The following is an 18,488-nucleotide window of genomic DNA, read 5'->3' on the forward strand; positions in this document are numbered from 1 at the left end:
GATAATCCCTTTCGGTTTCGCCGATGGTACGTATTGAAAAATGACGCATTTTCGTTAAAGCCTTGTAACTGGGCTCAGGATCCTTATGCTTGTAGTTACGTAGTAACCGAGATGAGTCGTTTTGCCCTATTCCCCGTATTGCCTGAAAACCGCATTGCAAAGAACCTTTTCCGGTTACTTTCCAGCAGTAATACAACAACTAGCCAGTCAATTAATATCCAAGCAACGAGCTTCAGAAAAACGACAACACATTGCTCTATCAGAATTCACCAACCTAAAAACGGAGAAGAGACTTATGCGAAAGCTTACGTCTGCTGCACTGCTATGTGCACTCTCAGTGCCTGCCATGGCCCAAGCCAACTGTGGCGAAGTATCCATCACTGAAATGAACTGGGCCTCGAACACCGTAGTCACCAACGTTGCAAAATTCATTATGGAACAAGGTTATGGCTGCGACGTATCGGTTGTACCTTCCGATACAGTCCCCGCGGTAACCTCTGTTGCTGAAAACGGCGAGCCGGATATTGTTACTGAACTCTGGCTGAACTCCGCCGGCGAGGCTTACCTGCGTCTTGAGCAGGAAGGCAAGATTCAACGACTGGCCAAAGTACTTGATCCTGGTGGTGTGGAAGGCTGGTGGATCCCTACTTACCTGGTAGAAAAACACCCTGAACTCAAGACCATCGAAGGCATCATGGACAATCCTGAACTGGTTGGCGCCCGTTTCAATAACTGCCCCGATGGCTGGGGTTGCCGGATCGTCAACGACAACCTGGTGCGCGCGCTGGATCTCGAAGCCTCAGGGATCAAAGTTTTCAACCACGGCTCTGGCGAGACCCTGGCCTCATCAATGGCGTCTGCCGTCCAGAGCGAAGAGCCCTGGTTTGGTTATTACTGGGGCCCGACCGTCCCTCTCGGAAAATATGATATGACTCGAGTGGAACTGGGCGAATACAAGCCACAGGTTCACCAGAAGAATCAGACAGCTGACACGGAAAACCCCGGTGTATCCGAGTTCCCGGCGGCAACCGTTCTTACTTCTGTTACCACCGATTTCAAAGATCGCGAACCGGAAGTAACTGAGATGCTCAGCAAAATGACATTCAAAACGGATACCATGAGTGCACTGTTGGCATGGATGGATTCCAGCAATGCATCCGGCGAAGAAGCTGCCGTTTATTTCCTGACTAATAACCGTGATGAGTGGTCTGGCTGGCTGAACGAGGACGCAAGGAAGAAACTCGCCGCCCTTCTTGAAAACTGATTGACCCGCCTTTGCCCGGGCGCAGCCTTTGTAACGAGCTGCCCCGGGCTCGCCTGGTAGTAATAGCAACGATTTCTGTGGCGCATGGCCACCCATGCGCATGAGAGGCTGAACGCAAATGGCAACCTACGACTCCCTCTTTTCGACACTGGGGTTAAAAGACTGGTGTTCGGAAGGTAAATCAGATGGCCCGATGTCGATGGCTGATCTGCTCGCTAAAACCCAAAGCAAAAGTAACAGCACAGAGCCTGAGTCTCTGTGGGATCTCCCATTTCCATCCATGGATACACTTAACGAATCCTGCGCGGCATTCCCGCAGTCGCGAGAGCTCACCAAAGGTCTGGAGCAGGGTTTTCTTGCCATAAAAGACAACCTTAGTCTGGTACTCGATCCAGTCACCCAGCCGCTCAGCTGGTTTCTGGACGGGGCACTTTATGGCATGCTCAACACACCCTGGTGGATCGTTATTCCGGTCATGCTGGCCGTGGTTTTTCTGGTAACCAAATCCTGGAAGCTGGTTCTTCTTGTTGCAAGCAGCATTTGCCTGCTGGCATTCATTGATTACTACGAATACGCCATGCAGACGCTTGCTATCATTTTCGTCTGCGCCTTCCTCTGCGTATTGCTCGGGGTACCTATTGGCATTGCCATGTCCAGAAGCAACACCTTTCAGAGGATGACAATCCCTGTACTCGATATGCTTCAGACGTTGCCGCCGTTTGTGTATCTGATTCCGCTGATTTTTCTGTTCAGCGTTACGGAGTCCAAACTCTATGGTATCGCCATCATTCTCTACGCAATCGTACCGGTGGTGCGCCTGACTAACCTGGGTATACGCCTGGTGGACAAGGACGTAATTGAAGCCGCTGACGCCTTCGGTATGACCCCCCGACAAAAGCTGTTCAAAGTCCAGATCCCTCTTGCCCTGCCGAATATCATGGCTGGCGTGAACCAGACCATCATGATGAGCCTGGCCATGGTTGTTATTGCGTCTCTGGTATCGGCACCTGGCCTCGGTGTTCTGGTGCTCCGTGGCATACGTAATCTGGAACTTGGTGTTGGCCTGGTTGCCGGCCTCGGCATAGTCATCCTGGCCGTTATTCTGGATCGGGTAACCAAGGCTTCTCTGGCACGCATCAATGCCACCCATAAGCAGTGAGGACATAACGTGGCAAACGATATCAAGATATCTATCAAACACCTCTACAAAATATTCGGACCAACCCCGGATGTGGCACTTGAATATGTGAAGCGGGGAATGAACAAGGCAGACCTGCTGGAGCAGCAGAACCATGTTCTGGGGCTCAGGGATATCAACGTGGACATCCGTGATGGCGAGATCACCGTTATCATGGGGCTTTCAGGGTCCGGCAAGTCCACGCTGATCCGGCACCTGAACCGCCTGATTGAACCCACCGCCGGTGAAATCAGGCTTGATGGCACCGACGTTCTGAGCCTGAACGAAGAGCAGTTGCGCCAACTCCGGCGGGAACAGATGTCCATGGTGTTCCAGAAATTCGCGTTGCTGCCACACAAAACCGTGCTCGAAAACGCAGGTATGGCACTCAATATTCGCGGTTATACGATCGCAGACTTTGAAAGCGAAGCGGTAAAGTGGCTGGCCCGGGTAGGTCTGGAGGGCAACGAGAACCAATACCCCCACCAGCTCTCAGGAGGTATGCAACAACGGGTTGGCATAGCCCGTGCGCTGGTATCCAACTCTCCCATCATGCTGATGGACGAGGCATTCTCAGCACTGGATCCACTTATCCGCTCGGACATGCAGGACCTGCTGCTGGAACTTCAGGCCGAGCTCCAGAAAACCATCGTGTTCATCACTCACGATCTGGACGAAGCCCTCAAACTCTCTGATCATCTGGTCATTCTCAAAGATGGCGAAGTGGTTCAGCAGGGCGACCCGCAGGAAATTCTGCTCAACCCCAATGACCCTTACATTATTGACTTTATCAGCGACATAAACCGGGCGCGGGTGCTTCGCGTGCGTTCTATCATGAAAAAACACGTCGATAACGATGGGGACTATGCCGGGGATATTTCCGAGAAAGACAACCTTGAAACTGTTCTCTCCCGTTCCGGAGGCGACACGGATATGGTCTTCCGAGTCGTCAGAAACGGTGAAATGGTGGGCAGCCTCAGCATGAAAGACCTGACCCGGGCACTGGTTCCAACGGACGCTTCCACCGCAAGGACAAATCGTACAGACTGAGGGGGCCAATGCCAGACAGCCTCCGGTTCCGCCGATCAGGTTTCATGCCCGCAGGCCGGAGCAGTCTCCAGCTTGCGGATGATTCAGTAATTGATTGATTCCTTACTGGGTGGCTTTGCTTTCCGTTGACTGAAACGCGGTGATGGTCTCGCCAGAGGATGTTGTCAGCACCAACTCCCCACGGCGGCCAATTGCCGCAGAGGTCACCTTCGCCATAAGTTCCAGAAAGCGGTGTTCCTGCGCCATCAGGGCCGGAGCACACGCCATTCTTGTTGAAAATATACCGCCGAAGCTCACACCTTCACCCTTGATCTCGTATTGGCCTCCGTATCGATTGCAGGATGCCAGCCCGGCCATACGGTTCTCTCCCAGAAACTCTATAGTCATGCGGGAACTGTCAATAATGCCGGCGCCCGCCAGGTCTTCCACAACCCACTCTGCGCCACGGAACAGACGGTAAGGATCGCCACCACAACCTTTAAAAACCTCACCATTCATTTCAAGCCGCACCTGTGCCGGGAACTGCGAACCAGACATACTATCTTCACATAACTGGCGTGCCACCTTTAGGGTTAGCTGCTGCCCATCCAGCTCACCACGAAATTCGCGGCCGTGGCGGTTAGCAACGACGGTATCGATGGCTACAATCTCCGGCTCTCCGGATTCAAACGGGCGGTGGAACAGCAGTTCTCCATCGTCTACCTGAACGTGCCAGAAAGGCTCATTGCCAGCAGCCTGAAACGGCATTTCCAACGCGCCCGCCTGCAGGCATTCAGGATAAACCTCTCCTTTTACGGTAAAGGTTGCCCGCTCGCCCTTGCTCCAGAAGCTGGTTCCATCATCGTCCCGGGCTACATAAAGCGCTCCGGAAGCACTTACCTTCGGTTTCAGAAGCAGGCGTTCACCCCGATAATCAATGCCCAGCATGTCACCGTCATCCGCCTTGGCGACCGTGACGTCAAGCTGACCACACTGATACCTGCCCGAGACATCCGGAGCACTTGGCCCGGTGGCACACGCAGAAATAAAAAGCCCGCTGACCGCGACGACAGATGTCATCAAAAACCGCTGCAAATACATAGACACGTCCTGTGGTTGTATCGTAAATAAATGCCAGTATCTTAATGACTGGCCTGCCCAAAAACCAATTCCCGAGGCTCGCCCTTTTAAAAACAGAGAATCCGGACAGCCCTGCGGCTTTTTATCTACCCGGCACAAAGCTATGCTGAAGCCCATAAATCAGGAGGCACTTCATGGCTATCAGGCTTTATCAGTTCGCCATATCCCACTACTGCGAGAAAATCCGCTGGGCATTGGATTACAGGAATCTCAATTATGAAACCACAAACCTCCTTCCCGGGCAGCACGTAAAAGCCATACAAAAGCTGACCAATGGTGCAGGAACCTCCGTACCGGTTCTGGAACACAATGGTGAGATAATCCAGGGCTCATCTGACATACTCGATTACCTCGACCAGGAATTCCCCGGCAAACCGCTCATACCAACCGATGAGGCTGCAAAAGCACTGGCAACACAATGGGAAAAACGCCTCGACGACGAAGCTGGCCCGGCCGTTCGCTGCTATTCGTATCACCACCTCCTCCAGCGTCCAAAGGTTGTAGTACCACTACTGGCCGCAGGCACGCCTTTCTACAACCGCATTCTGCTCAGTCTGGCATTCAGCAGGGTGGATGAAGTTATGCGAAAATGGATGAAAATCAATGATAAAACTGCCGAACAGTCACGAGTAGTTATGGAGAGGCTACTCACGGAACTGGTAGAAACCTATAGCCGGCAGCCGTTCCTGGCGGGTGATTCCTTTTCCCGGGCCGATCTCACAGCTGCGGCACTTTTTGCTCCGCTGTTTCAACCTGAGGCCTACCCCGTGCCCTGGCCAAAACCGGCACGTATGCCGAAGGAAATGCGAACCTGGCTTAACCAGTGGCAACCGCAACTGCAGGTACTCAGGAAGATCTACGAAGACTACCGCCAGCCCTGAACGTATGTAATCTCCGGGCCCCTTACCAGGAAAGACAAAAGGAAGATACACAGAATGAACCCCTTGCCTGAGCCCCGCCCCCGTCTGGTTCCCAGACTGAGACTGAAAACCGGAGACACCATAGCTCTTGGTCCTGGCAAAGCTCAGCTGCTGGAGCTTATCGGGCAGTACCACTCGATATCCGCTGCAGCCCGGGCTCTGAAAATGAGTTACAGGAGAGCCTGGTTGCTGGTAGACACCATGAATTCATGTTTTCGCCAGCCCCTGGTCCTGACCAGCACAGGAGGCTCTCAGGGCGGTGGTGCCACACTCTCTGCTGAAGGGTTGAAAGTACTCTCTCTTTACCGGCAGTATGAAAAAACCGTAGCTGAGTGCCCGGAACTCGCTGAGCTGACCGCTATGCTGAACGATACGCCTGAAACCTGAACCTATCGACAAAACATCTACTGCTTGTTTCCAGTCGCTGGCAGCGCTAACATTCCTGCCGTTATATACGGTCAGATATAAGGAAATTATTTCATGTTACGGCTTAAAAAGTGTGCCCACGAACTGGCGAGACTGTGCACGGGGCTCTGCCTGCTACTGACATTCAGTGGTATAGCCCACGGCGCTGATGTTCGTATCGCAGTTGCCGCCAACTTTACCGACACCACCCGCGATCTTATTACAGCCTTTGGTGATGCCACCGGGCTGGAAGCGGTAGCAAGCTACGGGTCCACCGGAAAGCTCTACGCACAAATAGAAAACGGCGCGCCGTTCGACGTGTTTCTTGCCGCCGACAGTCGCCGGCCCGAGCTTCTTGAGAGGAATGGGCTGGGCGTAGCAGGAACCCGCTTCAACTATGCAACAGGCAAATTGGTGTTATGGAGCCCGGAACCCGCAACGTTTGATGACCCTCAAGCCTGGCTGGAGTCTGATGGTTTTTCCCGACTGGCCATAGCAAACCCGAAAACGGCACCTTATGGCCTGGCGGCCCGGGAAGTGCTTGCCGGGATGAACCTCTGGGAGTCTTTGCAGGCTCGCCTTGTACGTGGCGATTCCATTGCCCAGACGTTCCAGTTTGTCGCCACTGACAACGCCCAGGCAGGTTTTGTAGCCCTCTCCCAGGTTCGTAGCTGGGGTAAAGATGAAGGTTCACTCTGGCTGATTCCGCAAAGCTACTATGCCCCAATCAACCAACAGGCTATCCTTCTGAGCCGCAGCGAGAATAATGATGCCGCTCGCCAATGGCTGAGGTTCTTGCGCAGTGACAAGGCCCGAAGCATCATCGAAAGCTTTGGTTATGAAACCGAACACTGAGCAGTAACCGGCAAAGACCATGGACATATACTGGGAGCCCGTGTGGCTGACCCTGAAACTTGCAGGCTTTACTACCGCGGTGCTCCTCGTCGTGGGCACGCCTGTCGCCTGGTGGCTTGCCCGCAGCAAGCACTGGGTCCGGCAGCCTGTTGCAGCAATCATCGCTTTACCTCTGGTATTACCACCTACTGTTCTCGGGTTTTACCTGCTGGTACTGATGGGCCCCAAGGGGATGGTCGGACAACTTACCCAAGAGCTTGGACTGGGCTTGTTACCATTCACTTTTGAGGGTCTGGTGATTGCGTCGGTCATTTACTCGCTACCGTTTACTGTTCAGCCTCTGCAAAATGCCTTCGGATCCATCAATCAACAACTTCTTGAAGTAGCATCCACCCTCCGGGCCTCACCCCGGGATCGGTTTTTTTCCATTGTGCTGCCTCTCGCCCGGCCGGGGTTTCTTACCGCTGGCGTTCTCACTTTTGCCCACACAATCGGTGAATTTGGTGTTGTACTAATGATCGGGGGCAACATCCCTGGTGAAACCAAGGTGCTTTCCGTGGCCATTTATGATCACGTTGAATCCCTGGAATATGCCCAGGCCCACTGGCTCGCAGCAGGCATGGTTGCATTCTCCTTCGTGGTGCTAGTGGTGTTGTATTCGCTCAATGGCCGGCTACAGCCAGGGTTGGTAAAATAATGGCTGACTCTGGAATACAGGCACGGTTTTGTTGCCACTTCGGAGCATTTACACTGGATGTAGATCTGGATTTGCCGGGCAACGGGCTCACCGCCTTGTTCGGACACTCCGGGTGTGGCAAAACAACGCTTCTGCGCTGTATGGCCGGCCTGCAGTCTGCTGACGGAACCATGTGTGTCAACGGTGATGAGTGGCAGAACAAGTCGGTTAGCCGCCCGGTTCATCAGCGACCTCTCGCCTACGTGTTTCAGGAAACCAGCCTGTTCCCTCACCTTTCGGTAAAGCGCAATCTGATGTACGGATATCAGCGCATCCCCCGGAGTGATCGCCAGATTTCCTTCGATCAGGCCTCACAATGGCTGGGCCTTTCCAGGTTGCTTGATCGCATGCCCGACAAGCTCTCTGGCGGCGAACGCCAGCGAGTAGCTATTGCCCGTGCTTTGCTGACCAGCCCCAGGCTGCTGCTGATGGACGAGCCCCTGTCCGCGCTTGACCAGACCAGCAAGCAGGAAATCCTGCCCTATCTGGAGGCCCTGCGGGACAAACTTGCCATTCCCATTCTTTACGTTTCCCACTCGACTGCAGAAGTCGCCAGACTGGCAGATCATATTGTAATGATGGACAAAGGGAAGGTGGTCGCGGAGGGTCCGTTACAACAGATCATGGCACGTACAGACCAGCCATTCGGGCTGGAGGAAGATGCGGGGGTTATTCTCGACGCCTGCATATCGGAGCGTGACGACCGCTGGCACCTGTGCCGCGCCGACTTCGAGGGAGGGCATCTCTGGATTCGGGCAGACGAAGGCCTGGCCGTTGGGCAAAGTATACGCTTGCAGGTGCTGGCAAGGGATATCAGCCTGGCCAGGAGCGAACAAACCGACCAGAGCATTCAGAATCTGCTGCCCGCCACCGTGGATGAAGTCGTTTCAGACGTCAGCCCGGGCACCTCCATGGTACGTCTGCTTGCAGGTCAGACTCCCTTTCTCTCACGCCTTACTACACGGGCCGTGCACACCCTTGCCATTGCTCCCGGGCAACAACTGTGGATGCAAGTGAAGTCTGTAGCGATTGTTGACTGACGGGGCTTCCGGGCCAGAAACCCCACAATGTGTCAGCGGGTGCCGAAAACCACCATGGTTTTGCCTTTCACTCTTACAAGACCCTGATCTTCAAGGGTTTTCAGAACCCGGCCCACCATCTCACGAGAGCAGCCAACTATCCGGCCGATTTCCTGACGCGTAATCTTTATCTGCATGCCATCCGGATGGGTCATGGCATCCGGCTCCTTACACAGATCCAGCAAGGTACGTGCAACTCGCCCGGTAACGTCGAGAAATGCCAGGTCGCCAACTTTACGTGTTGTCTGACGCAACCGGGAGGCCATCTGTTCGCCAATAAAGTAGAGCACCCCGAGATCCTGCTGAGCAATTTCCCGGAATTTGGGGTAGCTTATCTCGGCAACCTCACATTCGGTTTTGGCTTTTACCCAGGCGCTGCGGGAATCCATGTTGTCGAACAACCCCATCTCGCCGAAAAAATCCCCGGCATTGAGATAGGCCATGATCATCTCGCGACCATCATCGTCCTCAATAATGACGGTGACAGAACCCTTTACGATGTAAAAGAGAGAGTCGCTTTTGTCACCTGCGTAAATAATCGTGCTCTTGGCCGGATATCGGCGACGATGACATTGTGAAAGAAAATAGTCGAGATGTTTGGTCTTCTGCTCAACCGGCTTGACGATAGTGGCCATAATGCGAGTCGTGCCTCCTCAAATACTAGCGGATTCCGATGTTTGTTATTCACCCAGCTTTCCCTGCGGGTTCATTTTTTAGTAAAAATCAGAGCAACTTATAGCAAGAAGGTATGCTTCGGGCAACTGGAAACAGGATACAAGATGTATCCGGAACGAATACAGTCAACTGTCAGTATACACAGGTTATGCTAGCATCCCGTTCCAACCGTTTATCTCGGGGCCTGCAAATGCCGGCCCCTGTTTAACAGGAGAACACTCTTCATGAAAGCAACCGTCGACTGGACAGGCAACGCCAGCTTCCGGGCTACCAGTGGCACCGGTCACTCTGTGCAACTGGACGGCCCCCCCGATCATGGCGGCGAAAACCTGGGGCCCCGGCCCATGGAGATGCTGCTGATGGGCCTTGGGGGCTGCTCATCATTTGATGTAATGAGCATTCTGAAAAAGAGCCGCCAGGATGTTACAGCCTGCCATGCCGAACTGGAGGCTGAGCGGGCGGATGCCATACCTTCGGTGTTTACAAAGATTCATCTTCATTTCGTGGTGACCGGCCATAACCTCAAGGAAAATCAGGTAAAGCGGGCCGTAAGCCTTTCAGCAGAGAAGTATTGCTCCGCCTCAATCATGCTTGAGCAGGCTGGAGTGAAAATCACCCATAGCTACGAGACACGCAGCGCGGAATAAGTGGTACTCACAGCACTATTCAATACCCTATGGGGAGTGCATAATACCGCCCTTTCTCCGCCGGTCTGCGCAAAAGGTGAACAACCTGGTCAGTAGCCGGCGGCGGCCTACGCAGAGCGCACTGAGTGCTCTGCTGTCATTCATCTCCATTTTCCGGAGGGGCTGAGCATGGAACCAAAACTCCAGTTGCACGGTTTCAACAACCTGACCAAATCTCTGAGCTTCAACATCTACGACATCTGTTACGCGCAGTCCGAAGAACAACGCGAAGCCTATATTGATTACATTGACGAGATGTACAATGCAGAACGTCTGACCCAGATCCTGACCGACGTGGTCAAGATCATAGGTGCCAATGTTCTCAACATTGCCCGTCAGGACTATGAGCCCCATGGCGCATCCGTGACCATGCTGATAGCCGAGCATGAACTGAGCGGCGACGAAGAGCCCGACAATGAAGAGTCTCCGGGGCCATTTCCAGATACCATCGTAGCCCATCTGGACAAAAGCCACGTTACCGTGCACACCTATCCCGAGAGCCATCCTCACGAAGGCATCAGCACCTTCCGGGCGGATATAGATGTTTCAACCTGCGGTCTGATCTCGCCCCTGAAGGTTCTGAACTACCTGATCCACAGCTTCGATTCCGATGTGGTTACCGTTGACTACCGTGTGCGCGGATTTACCCGTGATGTGGACGGAACCAAGCACTACATTGATCACGACATCAACTCGATTCAGAACTACCTGACCGAAGATACGCAGAACGCCTATCAGATGATTGATGTGAACGTTTACCAGGAAAATCTTTTCCACACCAAAATGATGCTCAAAGACTTTAACCTGAATAACTATGTCTTCGGAGTAAATGCCGATGAGCTGGATCCGCAGGTGGCACAATCCATAGAAGATCGCCTGCGCCGGGAAATGCTGGAGATCTTCTACTCCCGCAACGTGGCTTAGCCCTGGCGGGACCCTTCTGAGTCAGACCAGATTCAGGCGAAGGATTTTCTTGCAATCAGGCGCTGCACCATGGGTCTTACAATGAGATCCATGGCCAGCGCCATTTTTGTGCCCGGAATAACCAGTGTGTCATGGCGGGAAAGCGTACTGTTCTGTATAGCCTGCAGGAGATAAGAGAAATCCACCTCCGCCGCATCCCGAAAACGGATCACCAGCATGCTTTCATCTTCAGATGGAACATCCCGGACAACAAACGGGTTGGAAGTATCCACCAGGGGAATGCGCTGGAAGTTAATGTGAGTGTGCGAAAACTGCGGAACTATATCGTGAACGTAATCGTCCATCCGGTTGATGATTGTTGCGACTACCGCCTCCTCACTGTAGCCACGCTGATGGGTATCCCGGTGTATTTTCTGAATCCATTCCAGATTCACAATAGGTACCACACCAATGAGCAAATCCACATACTGGGCGATATTAAACGCCTCACTCACCACAGCTCCGTGCAGCCCCTCATAGAACAATAAATCAGTGTCTGGCGGCAGCGATCCCCAGGCCGTGAACGTACCCGGTTTATGGCCTTCAGCCTGCAGGGCCCGGTCTTCATCGTGAACGTACTGGCGGTAACGCCCGTTGCCGGTATGGCTGTAGTCGTAGAACAGCGCTTCCAGCTTATCAATATGATTAGCCGCCAGGGCAAAATGGTTGCGCTCACCAAACTGGCCTTTTGCTGCCAGTCGCGCCATCTGCTCCCGATTATAGCGGTGAAAGCTGTCACCACTGATCATAGCTGCAGTCAGCCCTTCACCTGCAAACATACGCCGGAATATATGGCCTGTGGTGCTGGTGCCTGCACCGGACGAACCGGTAACCGCAATAATCGGGTGACGTTTTGACATGGCTAAAATGCACCAGAGGTTGGAAGAAAGTCGGGAAAAGTCAGTTAAGGCTGTCGAGCGAGCGGGGTTTTTCGATCACAAAACCCTGGGCATAGTCCACACCCAACTGTCTCAACGTACTCAGCACATCGCGTGATTCAACCTGACCTGCGATCACTTCCCGACCCATGTAGTGCGCCATATCCACCATGGATTGCACCATCGCCCGATCGGTTTCACTGGTATTGAGCTGACCGGTGAAAGCATTGTCTATCTTGATCAGATCAACCGGAAGTGAGCGCATGAACTCGAACGAACTTGGGCCGCTGCCGAAATTTCCCAGACAGAACCTGCATCCCAGCTCTTTCATCTCGGTCATAAAGTCAGCGACTGCCTCCAAATCATGAATCGCCGAGGCTTCGGTCACTTCAAACCACAGGCGTTCGATCGGGGCGTCCTTCTCGCTCAGCTTTTCATAAATATATTCAAGCAATGACTGCTCATTCAATGAGTAACCAGACAGGTTAATGCACACTCCACCCAGGTGGCGAGGGTCCGGAGCCCGTACCCGCAACCAGTCAAGCATATGACCAACAACCCAGCGATCAACCGCCTGCATACGATCATAGCGCTCAGCCATACGCACGAAATCACGGCCACTGATCAGCGTACCCGTATCATCGTACATGCTGATCAGCACTTCGTACTGGGCTGCCATGTTAGCGCGGCTGTGCAGAGGAATAATTTTCTGACAGCGCAATAGCATCCGCTCTTCGTCCAGATCACCAAGGCTGGCAACCTTCGCGGCGATCTGATCCTGACGAGCCTGGTCATCCGCACCCAGGACGTATTCAGAAATTTGTCCATGCCCTTTCTTCCTGGAAGCAACCAGAGCCTGCTCAGATGCTCTCAGCCAGCGCTCAGCACTGACCAGACCTGGTAACCCCGGCACAAGGCCTACATTGGCGGACAAACTATAGCTACTACTGCCGTGGACGTACTCTGTGCTCTCTATAGCCGCTATCAGATCTCCGGCCGCATCCTCTGCGTTTTCAGATGGCACCAACATGCCAAATTCATTTCCTGCAAGCCGGGCCAGCGGCATTCCATCTCCCACATGCTGCGCAAGCATGTCAGCGACTCGTTTCAGGGTATCGTCTCCCGCCTGATAGCCCGCCGTATCGTTCAAAATACGGAAATTGCGTAAATCCAGCCGCAGCAGAGAACGCTCATCTTCGCGCCGTGCCAGTTGTTGATCGAGCATACGCTCGAACTCGCGGCGACCCAGGAGACCAGTCAGTTCGTCATGGGTAGAAGCCCATGACAACTGGTCATAGACCTTACGCACCATACGATCGATGCTTTCATCCACCAATGGCCGCTCGTACTGGCTATCAGGCACAATTATGCCTTTACGCATGTGACGCGCCAGATCTTCGAGCTCAAGCTCCACAACCCGCATGCCCTGGTGATTGACAAAAACAAACCGGCTGAACCCCCGAGCCACCCAGACAAGACGAATGTACTGCGGCTCATCTGGCTTCTCCTGATCCCGCAGCCAGTCACCTGTGCGAAGTTTCTGGGCCCGGTTCACCCAACGCTGAAGGCTGCGCTGTTCACGTTCTGACAGCGACTGCTTGATATCCTTCTCCGGCGATGCCGGTGGCACCTCTACCATTTCCGGCGCCTTATCCGGACTGCGCACCAGAAACTGTTTCAACTCATCCCGTATCTGGGCAGACGGCATATGGTTGCTGGAAATAGACGCCAGACCATCCTGGATAACCCGCAGCAACTCTGGCAGATTCACAGCACTGTTGCGATCCTCAGCAAACACCAGCAACGAATCAACGACCGATAGATAATCCTGCCAGGCCTGGCTATCCGGTCCCTGGCGAATCCAGGTCAGTGACAATAAATCCCGCCAGCCACCATCAAGCAGGCTGAGCACCGCTTTGGGGATTTTTCGCCCTGCCAGTTTCCGGTTCAGGACATTTGCAACTGCGGTCTTGGACTCTGAAACTTTCTGGGCGCCTTCCGCAGCAGCGGTTACCCTTTCAACGTTGCGGCGGTATACCAGGTTCTGGCGATCAATCAGACTATCGAGTTCCTGAACGGTCTGTTCAAAAACCCCCACATCCTGCTCAAACTCCGTAGTAATACGCTGAATAAGCTCATCAACCCTGCGCTGAACTACAGGGTTAAGGCGGCCACCCTTAATGCCAAGTTGAGCCAACCGGTCCATAACCCCCCTGACAGGACTGTTCTTGTCATCAAAAAAGGCGGGGTCGCGCATAACAACTTTCAGAACCGGCACCTCAAGCTGGCGCATCCGCCGCTGAGCGTATCCGCTCAGTTTCGGGCTTTCTGTAACCGAGTTGAAGAAGCGGTCGACAACATCAAGCGTGCCCTGTTGTTCATCATCCAGTTTTTTTGTACCAATCTCGCGGACTTTATCAACCACTCGCTCCCGCAGCGGGACCACATTACTGGCACTGGCAACAGGTTCGGTTTGCAACTGCTGAAGCTCGCGCTGCAACTCGCCCGGAGACATAGGTTCTGCATTGGCAGGAAAGGGGGTCGGCTCAGCTTCACCGCGTGTCGCCCGGCTGGCAGCAAGAGTTCCAAGCAGGTTTCGTACAGTTGCGAACGCTGTCTGCGCGGCCTGGGCATAGCTACGGAATTCACTCCCCAGGCGTGTTTTCCCAGGCTCTGACTCACGGCCTGCAGGCGCTGGAGTCGACGTGTTGGCATCAGAGCCTGCAAGACCACTTTGCGATGGTTCAGTCGTTGCCTGCTTCGACACATCAGGAGCCGGTTCACTATGTTCTTTAGCGACTGGCTGTTCAGCCGGTGCAGTTTTTTTCTGCGTACTTCCAGAGGTGTGCTCACTGAGATATTTACTGAGATCCAGCTCTGGCAACACGCCATGCCGAATCAGGATATTGTTCAATTCTTTGTATAGAGGCTCCAGATGGAGCAGAACAGACTGCTCAAATACTTTCAGGCAAATCTTTTCAACTTCTCTGGGGGCCTTGAGCTGATTCAGCCCTGCATGAAACGACTCACATACAAGTGATGGACCAAGCGGATTATGATGCCCGGTTGCATTGGCAATACCGAGCTTGTCGAGACGTAGCTTGAGCTGCAGCAGATCTTTACGATATTGGGTATCGGCCTTAGTAACCATGACCCGGATTGTCAGCCAGTCTTCAAACTCACCCTTGTCCACCACAGAGAGCTCGGAGCCAGGGAAACCTTTGGGGGACGGTTTGAGGGGGGATTCAAGGTTGCGGGCTATCTGGTGCCATATTACGCGCTGCCGGGCCTGAACCTGACCCGAGAAATCCATTAGCTCATTCGCTTGCTGGTCATTCTTCGCTTTGTGGGCAGCATCTTTCAGGGCAGCCGCCATTTGCACGAAACATGCATCCATAAGCGGTTCGATGTGCTGGATAATCGCTCGCGCAGACTGATGCAGAACAAACTGAACCCGTTCACTCGGGGCACGCAGTGACGCACGGTCCTGGCTGTGAGACCCGCCGCACAGTTTCAGCATCGCCGCAACCGCTGCCGGGTTGGTACGTGTAAAGTTGACCCCCATAGCACCGTCAATACGCCGGACAACACAAACGTGAAGCTCATGCCGGCGCGTACCATCGGGCTCCCGAAAGCGCACAATCAGCTCAGCTGGCATACCAGAAGCAAAAGCCTGGTCAAGCTTACGGGATGTTTCGCCGGAATAGCGGACAAACAGGCCCTCAGGGCAAAAATCCGCAACCTGACACGGCCAGGTATCGCCAGTACCCAAAACAATCTGGGCAGCGAGTTTGATGGGTTTGCGAGGGCTGCTGCGACGTTCTCTCGGATCCATGAACTACCTGATGTTGAGCAAAGCCGGAAAGAGCCGGATATCCCACCCGCTGTCGGCTAACGTCTCTGAAAAAAATAGTGGCCAAGGCCACAACTTGTTATATAAAAAACTGCGATCCTTATAATCGCAACTATAAGTGTACTATAGTGGCCAGTTGCGGGCACACAAACTGCACAATCTTACCATCACGACCCGTAAAACAGCTTAGCCAGATCTATCCGGTTTTGCTACTGATAACGTTTCTGCATGACAGATTGCGCCAGCGAGCCGGCGCAATCTGTCACAGCTGCTTGAAAAACACTTTTGAATTGCGCTGGGTGTTGTAGGAAGCGAGCTTTGGCCCGGGCAAAGCCTGAACCGTACTCGGTTGAAACCCCCGTTCACGAAACCAGTGCTCTGTTTGTGTAGTAAGCACGAACAGCTTATGAATCCCCTGGCTTCGGGCATGCTTTTCGACCATCAACAGAATTTCGTCGCCGCGACCGGCACGGCGATACGCAGGGTCCACCGCAAAGCAAGAGAGCTCACCCGCCCCCTCATCCGGATAATTATGCAGAGCAGCACAACCAACAATAGTGCCATCACGCTCAGCGACGACGAAATGCTCAATATCAGTCTCCAGCATTTCCCGCGACCGGCGCACCAGAATACCCTGTTCTTCCAGAGGCTCTATCAACCCCAAAATACCACCGATGTCCTCAGCGCGCGCCAGGCGGATCTGCTCATAATGATCACCGCTGACCAGGGTACCCGTACCGTCCCGGGTGAACAGTTCTTCCAACAGCGCACCATCGTTCACGTAACTGATAATATGCGCCCTTTTGACACCTTTCACGCAGGCATCACTGGCAGCCCGGAGAAGATCTGCGTCATGCCCTGTTATGGTTCCATCAGCCAAGCGCTCCGGCGCCTGCCTTGCTGAAAGCTCACGGATCAGGGATCCATCCTGCTCAAGCAAACCCCTGTCATCAATAAACACAATGAGTTTTTCCGCACGCAAAGCAGCCGCTACCTGGCTTCCAACATCTTCGTACGACAGATTGAAAGTATCACCGGTAGGCGAATAACCCATGGGGGGCAACAAAACAATATGTCCTTGCTCCAGAAGCTTTTCGATACCCGCGACATCCACGCGACGCACCTTTCCGGTGTAGCCGAAATCGATTCCGTCCAGTACGCCAACTGGCCTGGCCGTCACATAGTTGCCACTGCTCACCCGGATACGGGCATTGTGCATGGGTGAATTGACCAGCCCCATGGACAGCCGGCTTTCAAGGTATGCCCGTAATCCCCCGGTTGCTTCCATAACCAGCGGCAAGTGATTGTCCGGGGTAATGCGCAGACTGCGGGAAAACGACGACTTCAGACCAGCATCATCCAGGCGCTTCTGAATTTGCGGACGCGCACCAAAGGCAACAACCAGGCGCACACCGAGACTGCTCAACAGTGCTATGTCGTGGATGATGTTGATAAAGTTTTCGTGCTCAATCGCGTCACCCGGAATATTCAATACAACCGTGCGACCACGATGAGCATTGATATAGGGTGATGAATGGCGAAATGAATGCAGCCAGCCGTTTGATTTCAAGTATTCCTCTCCAATCCCTGTTTCTTGCATGTACCCGGTGACCTATAGACAAAACTGCCGGATAAGGCCCCTGAGAATTTTCACCGTGGGTTCCAGTTGTGACAGCTCCAGAAACTCATCAGGCTGATGTGCCTGATCAATGGAGCCCGGCCCCATTACCAGTGTTTCCATACCAAGCTTCTGCAACCAGGGAGCCTCGGTGGCAAAGGCAACTGACCGGGCTGTGTGACCTGTAAGCTGCTCACAGACCTTTACCAGTGCCGCATCTGACGGTGTTTCAAAAGGCGGAACACTATCGAACAGCGGTTCGAATTCCATGGTTAATTCGCGTCGCTCAGCCACAGGCTGAATTCTGTGCAGAATAGCCTGACGCAGACTCTCCATATTCATTCCCGGCAACGGGCGCAGATCAAAATGCAGCTCACACCGGGCACAGATACGATTGAAGCTGTCACCCCCGTGGATGCACCCAGGATTAAGTGTGGGAACCTGCACGTCAAAATTCGGATTACGGTATTGCTTCTGCCAGCCTTCGCGCAGGGCAAGCAACTCGCCAAGGGCCTCATGCATGCCCTCCAGGGCGTTGCGCCCCAACCCGGGGTCGGAAGAGTGACCAGACCGCCCCTCAAACGTCAACCGCTCCATCATGATGCCCTTGTGCATGCGCACAGGCCTGAGGCTCGTAGGCTCGCCAATGACCGCGTAGCGGGCTTCCGGCTTGCCTGCTTCGGCCAGAGCCCGGGCACCATTCATGGAACTTTCTTCATCCGCTGTTGCCAGGATAATCAGGGGCTGCTTCAGATCAGCGGCTGTATATGCCCTGGCCGCTTCAATCGCCAGAGGAAAAAAACCTTTCATGTCGCAGGTGCCCAGCCCGTACCAGCGGTTGTCCCGCTCGGTCAGGGTAAAAGGGTCGCTTTGCCAGCGCTTGTCATCAAAAGGCACGGTATCTGTGTGGCCGGAAAGTACAAGACCACCTGAACCACGACCCAGAGTAGCAATCAGGTTGAACTTGCCGGTCATGCCCGGAACTGCAAGGATCTCTACCGAAAAACCCAGGGCTTCCAGCCACTCCCCGAGCGTTCGCACCACCGCTTCATTACTCTGATCCCACTCAGCCGATGCGCTGCTTATAGATGGCAATGCAACAAGCCGTTCCAACATTTCCCTTACACTCGGGACTGTTTCGGCGCTGCTGATGCTTTTACGGCTGCCAGTGTCTCCACGGGACTGATGCATGGTGCCTCCGGCTTGAATG

The 18,488-nt window shown here is 53.8% G+C and carries 16 protein-coding genes; 10 read left to right on the plus strand and 6 right to left on the minus strand.

Annotation, left to right across the window (positions count from 1 at the left end):
- Positions 1 to 295 precede the first annotated feature (295 nt).
- The 3 genes from DS878_RS13035 to DS878_RS13045 all read left to right on the plus strand — a co-directional run bounded on the left by DS878_RS13035 (position 296) and on the right by DS878_RS13045 (position 3,491).
- The gene (locus tag DS878_RS13035; protein ID WP_113816357.1) at positions 296 to 1,264 is read left to right on the plus strand and encodes an ABC transporter substrate-binding protein; all 969 of its coding nucleotides are present in this window, start codon (positions 296 to 298) and stop codon (positions 1,262 to 1,264) included.
- 118 nt (positions 1,265 to 1,382) lie between these two features.
- Entirely contained in the window at positions 1,383 to 2,423 is a 1,041-nt protein-coding gene (locus DS878_RS13040) for an ABC transporter permease (RefSeq protein WP_113816358.1), read from the plus strand.
- A gap of 9 nt (positions 2,424 to 2,432) precedes the next feature.
- Positions 2,433 to 3,491 (plus strand): glycine betaine/L-proline ABC transporter ATP-binding protein, encoded by a 1,059-nt coding sequence (locus DS878_RS13045; protein WP_113816359.1) that lies wholly within the window; start codon positions 2,433 to 2,435, stop codon positions 3,489 to 3,491.
- 102 nt (positions 3,492 to 3,593) lie between these two features.
- On the opposite strand, the gene DS878_RS13050 is transcribed toward DS878_RS13045, so the two are convergent.
- On the minus strand, positions 3,594 to 4,550 hold the full coding sequence (locus tag DS878_RS13050; RefSeq protein ID WP_113816707.1) for an META domain-containing protein: 957 nt from the start codon (positions 4,548 to 4,550) through the stop codon (positions 3,594 to 3,596).
- Between the two features lie 194 nt (positions 4,551 to 4,744).
- On the opposite strand from DS878_RS13050, the gene DS878_RS13060 reads away from it, so the two are divergent.
- From DS878_RS13060 to modC, 5 genes are all read left to right on the plus strand, one after another.
- A complete protein-coding gene (locus DS878_RS13060; protein ID WP_113816360.1) occupies positions 4,745 to 5,491 on the plus strand; it encodes a glutathione S-transferase family protein in 747 nt (248 codons plus the stop codon).
- Between the two features lie 54 nt (positions 5,492 to 5,545).
- Positions 5,546 to 5,917 (plus strand): winged helix-turn-helix domain-containing protein, encoded by a 372-nt coding sequence (locus tag DS878_RS13065; protein ID WP_113816361.1) that lies wholly within the window; start codon positions 5,546 to 5,548, stop codon positions 5,915 to 5,917.
- A gap of 93 nt (positions 5,918 to 6,010) precedes the next feature.
- A complete protein-coding gene (gene modA, locus DS878_RS13070; RefSeq protein WP_113816362.1) occupies positions 6,011 to 6,790 on the plus strand; it encodes a molybdate ABC transporter substrate-binding protein in 780 nt (259 codons plus the stop codon).
- A gap of 19 nt (positions 6,791 to 6,809) precedes the next feature.
- Positions 6,810 to 7,487 (plus strand): molybdate ABC transporter permease subunit, encoded by a 678-nt coding sequence (modB, locus tag DS878_RS13075; protein ID WP_113816363.1) that lies wholly within the window; start codon positions 6,810 to 6,812, stop codon positions 7,485 to 7,487.
- Positions 7,487 to 8,566 carry a molybdenum ABC transporter ATP-binding protein gene (modC, locus tag DS878_RS13080; protein WP_113816364.1) on the plus strand — a complete coding sequence of 360 codons (1,080 nt, stop codon included), beginning with the start codon at positions 7,487 to 7,489 and terminating at the stop codon, positions 8,564 to 8,566. The genes modB and modC overlap by 1 nt, the downstream gene beginning before the upstream one ends.
- Before the next feature lie 32 nt (positions 8,567 to 8,598).
- Here modC and crp read toward each other — a convergent pair whose 3' ends face one another.
- On the minus strand, positions 8,599 to 9,240 hold the full coding sequence (crp, locus tag DS878_RS13085) for a cAMP-activated global transcriptional regulator CRP (protein ID WP_096783948.1): 642 nt from the start codon (positions 9,238 to 9,240) through the stop codon (positions 8,599 to 8,601).
- 264 nt (positions 9,241 to 9,504) lie between these two features.
- Here crp and DS878_RS13090 point away from each other — a divergent pair, with 264 nt between their 5' ends.
- On the plus strand, positions 9,505 to 9,927 hold the full coding sequence (locus DS878_RS13090) for an OsmC family protein (protein WP_113816365.1): 423 nt from the start codon (positions 9,505 to 9,507) through the stop codon (positions 9,925 to 9,927).
- 168 nt (positions 9,928 to 10,095) lie between these two features.
- Complete coding sequence (gene speD / locus DS878_RS13095) at positions 10,096 to 10,890, plus strand: adenosylmethionine decarboxylase (RefSeq protein WP_113816366.1); 795 nt, start codon at positions 10,096 to 10,098, stop codon at positions 10,888 to 10,890.
- Between the two features lie 32 nt (positions 10,891 to 10,922).
- On the opposite strand, the gene DS878_RS13100 is transcribed toward speD, so the two are convergent.
- The 4 genes from DS878_RS13100 to argE form a co-directional block, all read right to left on the minus strand.
- Entirely contained in the window at positions 10,923 to 11,789 is an 867-nt protein-coding gene (locus DS878_RS13100; RefSeq protein ID WP_113816367.1) for a phosphoribulokinase, read from the minus strand.
- Between the two features lie 40 nt (positions 11,790 to 11,829).
- Positions 11,830 to 15,642, minus strand: a complete 3,813-nt coding sequence (locus DS878_RS13105) for a DUF1631 family protein (protein WP_113816368.1) — start codon at positions 15,640 to 15,642, stop codon at positions 11,830 to 11,832.
- 280 nt (positions 15,643 to 15,922) lie between these two features.
- Positions 15,923 to 17,230, minus strand: coding sequence for an amino-acid N-acetyltransferase (argA, locus tag DS878_RS13110; protein ID WP_113816709.1), 1,308 nt, complete (start codon positions 17,228 to 17,230; stop codon positions 15,923 to 15,925).
- 42 nt (positions 17,231 to 17,272) lie between these two features.
- Positions 17,273 to 18,469 (minus strand): acetylornithine deacetylase, encoded by a 1,197-nt coding sequence (gene argE, locus DS878_RS13115; RefSeq protein ID WP_113816369.1) that lies wholly within the window; start codon positions 18,467 to 18,469, stop codon positions 17,273 to 17,275.
- Between the last annotated feature and the right edge of the window lie 19 nt (positions 18,470 to 18,488).

Source organism: Marinobacter sp. F3R11, from assembly GCF_003318275.1.
GTDB lineage: Bacteria > Pseudomonadota > Gammaproteobacteria > Pseudomonadales > Oleiphilaceae > Marinobacter.